Consider the following 7,249-nt stretch of genomic DNA (forward strand, 5'->3'; position numbering starts at 1 on the left):
CCTCTCCCCTTGGGGAGAGGTCAGCCGAGCGAAGCGGAGGCTGGTGAGGGGGAGCGCCGTTCAATACGGCCACTCGCCCCGTCCGAGCGCGCCGATATCCGCAACAATCCGCCCAAACGCCTCCGCCGCGCTGGGCACGGTCGAACGCGCGCGCAGAAAACTGTGCACCAGCCGCTTCTCCTCGCGCCACCACGCTTGTCCGCCAGCGGCAACACTCCGGTCGCGATAGGCCTCTCCGTCCGACGACAGCGGATCGCACTCGGCAGTGACGATCACTGTCGGCGGCAGTCTGGAAAAGTCACGATCCCTGAGCGGCGAGAACGTTGGGTCGTCGGGTGACTGCGCGGGCGCGGACCGGACGCGGCGGTAGAACTCAATGTCGGCGAGCGTCAGCAGGGGCGCCTCGGCGTGCTCGACATAGGAGCGCCCGGTCTCATCGCCGCCAAGGCCAGGATAGATCAGCACTTGGCCGACGGCGCGCCGCACATGCCGCCGCGCCGCCTGCGCCACCGCGGCGGCGAGATTGCCGCCGGCGCTTTCGCCGCAAAGCACGATCGGCAGCGCGCTGGTAGCGGCGACCCATTCGAACACCGCCAGCGCGTCGTTGAAGGAAGCCGGATGCAGATGTTCCGGCGCCAGCCGGTAGTCGGCCGAGACCACCTCGAATCCTGTGCCGGCGCAGATTTCGGCACAGATGTCGTCATGGCTGTCGAGATCGCCGAGGACAAAACCGCCGCCGTGATAATAGACGACGATCGCCGCTTCCAGCTTGCCCGCCATGCGATAGCGGCGGACCGGGATCGGATGCGAGCCCGTCGCCACGAGGCCGTCGCTGGCCGTCACGCCCTCCGGACGACCTTGGTGAAACGCCACGCACATCCGACCATAGACGGCGCGCTGCTCGGGTATGAATGCCGCAACGATCTCCGGCGGGTACCAACTGTTGACCTTGTCGATGTATTCCCAAAGCTCCGGGTCGAGCCGATCGGCATATTTGCCGCGGCTCGCCGAATCGGTTGGGTCGCCGCCCACTGCCGTCAAAGCTCGGCGTAGAGCTGCGCCGCGTTCTCGAAGGTGAAGCGCAGCGGCACCGAACCCTCGACCTGCCACACATTCACCGTGTCGCCGGCCATCAGCCGGCAGGCGTCGAGCGTGTTGGTGACGGCGCCGCCATAGAGCCGGTTGGCGAGGTTGAGGATGCCGGTCTGGTGCATGGCGGCACTGGCGCTGCCGCAGGCATCCTTGGCCAAAAGCACGCGAAAGCCGCGCGCTACCGCATCCTTCACCGTGGCGTCGATGCAGGCCTCGGTCCAGACGCCGGCAATCACCAGCCATTCGATGCCCGCCGCCTTGAGCTTGTCGCCGAAATCGTTCCTGCCGAAGGCGCTTGCCTCCTGCTTGACCAGCATGGCCTCGCCGTTCCGCGGGGCCACTTCATGGCAGATCGCGGTCAGCGGATCGTCCTTGTCGGAAAAGGCCGACTTGCCGCTTTGGTCCACAGGGTGGAACGGCCGCGCCGCCGCGAGGTCGACGATATAGGCCCAGTGGTAAAGCGGCACGAAATTGCGCCGCGCCGCCTCCTGCAGGCGCTGCACATTGGCGAGGATGTCGGCAAACCCCTCGACCAGATAGCGCTCGTCCTTGCGATGCTCCTCCTGGAGATCGATGAACACCGCGGCCACCGTGCCGCGCCGGATGGAAATGGGCGTTTTCATGCAATGTGCTGTCGGTATGTGGGCGCTACTTGTCAAGAAATTCGTCTTCATAAGGAAACCGCGAGAGCAGCTCGGTCCCGGTCTCGGTGATGAGAATCTCGTCCTCGAGCTTGACGCCCTCGCGGCCGCCTTTCTCGCCGATATAACTTTCCACGCTCACCACCATGCCCGGCACGATGATGCCGTCGCGGCCATAGGTCTCGTAGTCCATCGAGTGGGCGATGAAAGGCGTCTCGCCATGCATGCCGACGCCGTGCATGACCGATGTGTAGCGCTGGTCGACGAAACGGTCGGGGATTTTCCACGCCTTCTCGGCAATCTCGCGAAAAGCCATGCCGGGCTTCACGATGCCGATATTGTGCTGCACCTGGTCGTGCGCCATGCGGTAGAGCGACTTCTGGTAGGGCGTCGGCTTGCCCGGGCCGCAGCGAAAGGTACGCGAGAAGTCGGAGTAGTAGCCGTAGCAGCCGATCGTGTCGGTATCGAGCGCGACCAGTTCGCCCGGCCTGATCTTGCGGCCGCTCGCTTCGTTGAACCACGGATTGGTGCGCTGCCCGGAGGTCAGCAGCCGGGTCTCGATGAACTCGCCGCCCTGACGGATCACCTCGTGATACATGATGGCGAAGAGCTCGTTTTCGGAAACGCCGGGCTTGATCGCCTCGCGCACCGCAGCAACCGCGGCTTCGGCGCCGGCCATCGATGCTTGCAGGCACTTCACTTCCTCTGGCGTCTTCACCGCGCGCACCGCGAGGATCTCGCCCTGGCAGTCCTTCACCTCGCAGCCGCGCTTTTCCAGCGCCAGCGCCTGCAGGTGGCTGCAGCGGTCGAGCCCCAGCTTTATCGAGCCGCCGCCATGCTTTTTCAGAAGCTCGGTTATCTCGTCGGCGAAGGGGCCGGCGGTTTCGTCGTCGCGGCCGGAGACCGATGACCAGACCAGCTTGGACGGCCGCGCCTCGCCGATCGTGTCGAGCACCATCGAGACATGGTAGCTCTGCGGATATTCGAAGAGGACAATCGGCCCTTCGGTCGGAATGAAGAAGTAGCGGGTCGAATTGCGCAGGAAATAGCCGAACATGTTGCGCGAACCGGTGGCGTAGCGCTGGTTGTAAGGATCGAACAAAACGACGCCGCCATAACCCGCCTCGCGCATCCATGCGCGCAGCTTGGTAAGCCGTCCCTTACGCAGTGCGTCGGCGTCGATGAAGGACGGTTCGGTGTCCGACAACCACATGCCGCCCGCTGGATCGGCCGCTGCGGGGTGGCGCATGCGCTCCTTGAAGTCCACATCCTCGGTGCTGTCGGGATCGAATACGACGATGCTCATCAGAAGGTCTCCTGTTGCGGAGACCATAGCCGGCCAGGGTTTTGAGCTTGTGCGGCATTCCGCGATTGTTGTGCCGGATGCCGCAGGGCAATGGGCAGTGTAGCGATCCTTCGCGCCCCCCTCTGTCCTGCCGGACATCTCCCCCACGAGCGGAGAGATCAGATGTCGCGCAGGGCTTCGCCAATTGCCGAAGTTGCAACAAGGGCGCGGCGCCGAGGCTGCCAATCTCCTCCCAAGTGGGGAGATGGCCGGCAGGCCAGAGGTGGCGCTGTCCCGCCAGCGTCTCATCGCGCCAGCGCGCACTGCACCCTAATGCCTCCGCATCGCCTTCGGCGCGTGCCCATGCTCCTCGCGAAAAGCCCTCGCAAAACTCGACATCGAAGCAAAGCCGCAGGCCAGCGCCACATCGCGCACCATCAGTGTCGAATGCGCCAAAAGGTCGGCCGCCCGCTTCAGCCTGAGCCGCCGGTAATAGCCGTTAGGCGAGATATCCAGCTCGGCGCGGAAATTGCGCTCGAGCTTGTCGGGCGACACACCGAGCCGCTCCGCAAGTTCCGCCATGCCGAGCCGCTCCTCCACCGCGTCCTCCATGATGGCGATGGCCGATAGAACCAGCTCGTTCTGCACCCCGGTGCGCAGCCTGAGCGGCATCAGCTTGCGGTCGACGCTGGAGCGCAGTGGACTGTGCACGAACCATTCAGCGACACCCGCCGCGAGCTCGGCGCCACAGTCGCGCGTGATGATCTCCAGCATCATGTCGAGGCTGCCGACGCCGCCGGCCGAGGTGAAACGCTTGCGGTCGATGACGAAGAGATCGCGCCGAAGCTCGATATCCGGAAACGCTTCGGTGAAGGCGGGCTGGCTGGTCCAGTGCAAGGTGCAGGCATGGCCGTCGAGCAGCCCGGCGCGAGCGAGGAAGAAGGCGGCGTCCGCGACAGCGCCGATATAAGCGCCGCTGCGCAGGCTCTTGCGGATCCAGCTCATCGCTTCATCGGCCACGACATGGTCGGCATCGCCGCCGGAGCAGACGACGATGCGGTCGACCTTCGGCGCGTCCGCCGCGGAAAAGCCGGGCTGGATGACGACGCCGTTGGAGGCTTCGACCGTGCCCGGATCGGCGCCGACGATCACCCAGTGGTAGCACTCGCGCTTGGCAAGAATGTTGACGGCGCGCAGCGGCTCGATAACGGACGAAAACGCCATCATCGGAAAGCCGGGAAAGACCAGCACCGCGAAGGTAAGAGGCGCTCCGCCCACCGCCTGTTTTTCCACGTTGCGTGAATTCATGGTTGGCGGCCGTAGCGCGGCAGGACGATATCGGCGGTCAGCGGCGCCAGTTCCATGCCGCTCGCCAGCGCCGGGTTAAGCCAGATCATCTCGTCGATCTCCGCCGCGGGGATCGGCTCGTCTGTGATGGAAAGCTCGAACAGCTCGGCCTCGACACGGGCATCTGGCTCGTTCGCGGCAGGCGCCGAAAACAAACCGAGATGCGAGGCAGCGCCCGGATCGACGACGATGCCCAGTTCCTCGCGCAATTCGCGCGCCAGGGCTGCGGCCGGCAACTCACCCGGCTCGATCTTGCCGCCGGCCTGCATGAAGGCTTTTGTGCCGCGCTTGCGCACCAGCAGCAGCCTGCCGCCTTCGTCGCGGATCACCGCGGCGGCGATGCGGATTGTCCTGGTCGTCACTGTTCCGGAATGGCTGGAGGTCACGACAGGCTGTTTCCCGGCGGCGGTTTTGGTGGCAGAGAGGCCGGACTGTATCGGGCACGTGCGCGCCCTTGCAACGGAGAAACGACCAGGAAGTTTGCGGCAACCGCCGCAGCTTGCTCTTATGCAATTTTCTTGACCTGTACGCCGATGCGACGTACATAAGGCGAAGGAGCAAGGACATGGAAACTTTCCATGATGAAATTCGAGAGATCGAGGAGCGCAGCAGCGAGCGGATGAACTTCCGCACAAAGCCGCGCATCAAGAAAGCCATTCAGCAAGCCGCAGCTCTTGCCGGTGTCGACGACTCGGTTTTCACAATGAATGCCGCATACAAGGCCGCCATGGGAAACGATTGAGGCTCATGAGCGCACCGCTCTGCGGCCTGTCGACCATGCTGCCTTCTTTGCGGCCCTCGAAAATCCGCCGCAGCCGACGGATCGGCTGCGGGCGTCGTTTGCGCGCTATGTCAAAACCGTCATTTCCAAGTGACGCGGCAGCCCGAAGTCGCCAACGTCATAGAGCCGTTCGATCCTGAAAAGCACGATCGAACGGCTTTTTCCTGTGGCGTAGATCAGGTCGACAATTTCTTCAAAAGGACCGCCAACAAGCTATCCAAAGCCGACAATCTTCGGGTCTTCGTGATGGTCAGTCCGGCCGGAGACCTGATCGGCTTTTACGCCATCAATTCGCACTCGGTGGATTATAGCGAGCTGCCGCACAAATACGCGAGAACCCGGCCGGGACATGGGAGCATCCCTGCGGCCTATCTGTCCATGATGGGTGTTGACCTGCGATTCGCAGGCAATGGATATGGCGGCGACCTTCTGCTCGACGCACTGGTGCGCATAGCGAGGGTTGCTGAGCAGATCGGAATTGCCGTTGTCATGCTGGACGTGCTGGATTGCGGCGACCCAGCCAAGGTGGCGCGCAGAAAGAAGCTCTATCTCGATCATGGTTTCACCGCATTGCCGTCCAACGAATTGCGGTTGTTCCTGCCGGTCAAAACCGTTCAGGACTTATCTTGATGCACAGCAATCTGTAGGCCGAGCCTCGGCTTGCAACGGAGAGACAATACGATGTTCGCGGCAACCGCCATCGACGCCAAGGACAAGCCGGCCTTCTATAAGGAGTTGGCCGCGCAATTGAAAGCGTTGCTGGAAGGCGAGGGCGATTCCGTCGCCAATGCCGCCAACACGGCGGCGCTGATCTACCAGATGGTGCCCGACCTCAACTGGGCCGGCTTCTATTTCCTCGCCTCCGATGACGAGCTGGTGCTCGGGCCTTTCCAGGGCAAGCCGGCCTGCGTGCGCATTGCCGTCGGCAAGGGCGTCTGCGGCAAGGCCATTGAGCTCGACATGTCGATGCTGGTCAAGGACGTCAACGAATTCCCCGGCCACATCGCCTGCGATGCCGATTCGCGCTCCGAGCTGGTGGTGCTGTTGCGCGACGCCGATGGCGCGTTCGGCGTGCTCGACCTCGACAGCCCGCTGCCGGGTCGCTTCGACAAGGAGGACCAGGCCGGTATCGAGAAACTGGCCGCTATCTATGTAGCGGCGTGCGAGTTCGAGGACTGAGGGCACAGGCTCGCTGCGATTGGAGCGTTCGAAGGGCCGTCAGGATCACGCGTGCTTTTCCTGCGCGACGTCGTTGAAGAAGTCCACCAGTGAGAACGGCGCGCGTTCGCCGAGGCAAAGCTCCAGCACCTGGCGCGCGTCCGGGGCTTCGGCGGCGGCGCGGGCAAACATCGGATTCTCATAGTCGGCAAGTGCCTTCTCGATGTCGTACGGGTTCGCGGCAATCGCCTTGCCGAGCTCGGCGCCGTCGAACATTGCCAGGTTGGCGCCCTCGCCGGACGGTGGCATGAGGTGCGCGGCATCGCCGAGCAGTGTCACGCCTGCGACGCGACCCCAGCGGTGTTCATCGGGCAGCGTGTAGATCATGCGCGGAACCGGCGCGGTTTCGCCGTCGGTGATCAGCGTGGTGAGCGCTGGCGCCCAGCCTTCAAACTCGGCGGCGATCCGGGTTCTGGCGGCGTCGGCATCGGTGAAGTCGATGCGTGCGAACCATCCCGCGGGCCGGCTCAATTGAACATAGGTGTGGAGGACGCCTCCCGCTTCTCGATGCGCGGCGATCGCATTTCCCGGGGCAGCCGCAAACATTGTGCCCAAGCCGACCACTTCGGCGGCGGCGGGGTGTCGATCGTCAACATCATATAGATACGTCTCGATGAACGTTGCGCCGACATAACGTGGCGTTGCGTCCGACAGTAGCGGCCGCACCTTCGACCATGCGCCGTCAGCCCCCACGAGAAGCCCGGTTTCGACAGCCGATCCGTCGGTGAAGGTCAGTTCGTGCCGGCCGCCACCCAGAGCGGCGACGCCGGCAAGCTTCTTTCCCCAGCGGATGCTGTCGGCGGGCAGCGAGTCTATCAGAATGCGCCGCAGATCGCCGCGCAGCACTTCGGGTCGGCCGCCATCGTCCGCTTCCTCAAGCAGCAC

The 7,249-nt window shown here is 64.0% G+C and carries 8 protein-coding genes and 1 pseudogene; 3 read left to right on the top strand and 6 right to left on the bottom strand.

The genetic code is table 11. From position 1 onward, the window contains the following. Window positions 1–60 precede the first annotated feature (60 nt). The 5 genes from EOA27_RS14850 to EOA27_RS14870 form a co-directional block, all read right to left on the bottom strand. A complete protein-coding gene (locus EOA27_RS14850) occupies window positions 61–1,032 on the bottom strand; it encodes an alpha/beta hydrolase (protein WP_126083068.1) in 972 nt (323 codons plus the stop codon). A gap of 5 nt (window positions 1,033–1,037) precedes the next feature. After that, the gene (locus EOA27_RS14855; RefSeq protein ID WP_126083067.1) at window positions 1,038–1,715 is read right to left on the bottom strand and encodes an isochorismatase family protein; all 678 of its coding nucleotides are present in this window, start codon (window positions 1,713–1,715) and stop codon (window positions 1,038–1,040) included. Between the two features lie 25 nt (window positions 1,716–1,740). Then, window positions 1,741–3,039, bottom strand: a complete 1,299-nt coding sequence (locus tag EOA27_RS14860) for a Xaa-Pro peptidase family protein (protein WP_126083066.1) — start codon at window positions 3,037–3,039, stop codon at window positions 1,741–1,743. Between the two features lie 309 nt (window positions 3,040–3,348). Beyond that, window positions 3,349–4,326 (bottom strand): GlxA family transcriptional regulator, encoded by a 978-nt coding sequence (locus EOA27_RS14865; protein WP_126083065.1) that lies wholly within the window; start codon window positions 4,324–4,326, stop codon window positions 3,349–3,351. After that, a complete protein-coding gene (locus tag EOA27_RS14870) occupies window positions 4,323–4,751 on the bottom strand; it encodes an NUDIX domain-containing protein (RefSeq protein WP_126083064.1) in 429 nt (142 codons plus the stop codon). The genes EOA27_RS14865 and EOA27_RS14870 overlap by 4 nt, the downstream gene beginning before the upstream one ends. Window positions 4,752–4,930: 179 nt before the next feature. On the opposite strand from EOA27_RS14870, the pseudogene EOA27_RS14875 reads away from it, so the two are divergent. The 3 genes and pseudogenes from EOA27_RS14875 (at window position 4,931) to EOA27_RS14885 (ending at window position 6,325) form a co-directional block, all read left to right on the top strand. After that, window positions 4,931–5,240: pseudogene (locus EOA27_RS14875) on the top strand (DUF1778 domain-containing protein). Continuing rightward, complete coding sequence (locus tag EOA27_RS14880) at window positions 5,237–5,776, top strand: GNAT family N-acetyltransferase (protein ID WP_126083062.1); 540 nt, start codon at window positions 5,237–5,239, stop codon at window positions 5,774–5,776. The pseudogene EOA27_RS14875 and the gene EOA27_RS14880 overlap by 4 nt, the downstream one beginning before the upstream one ends. A 51-nt stretch (window positions 5,777–5,827) precedes the next feature. Continuing rightward, complete coding sequence (locus tag EOA27_RS14885) at window positions 5,828–6,325, top strand: GAF domain-containing protein (RefSeq protein WP_126083061.1); 498 nt, start codon at window positions 5,828–5,830, stop codon at window positions 6,323–6,325. Window positions 6,326–6,370: 45 nt separating this feature from the next. Here the strand turns inward: EOA27_RS14885 and EOA27_RS14890 are convergent. Then, window positions 6,371–7,249: FAD-dependent monooxygenase (locus tag EOA27_RS14890; RefSeq protein WP_127256578.1), on the bottom strand; the 879-nt coding region annotated here is incomplete at its 5' end.

The organism is Mesorhizobium sp. M2A.F.Ca.ET.037.01.1.1 (assembly GCF_003998075.1).
Classification (GTDB): Bacteria; Pseudomonadota; Alphaproteobacteria; order Rhizobiales; family Rhizobiaceae; genus Mesorhizobium.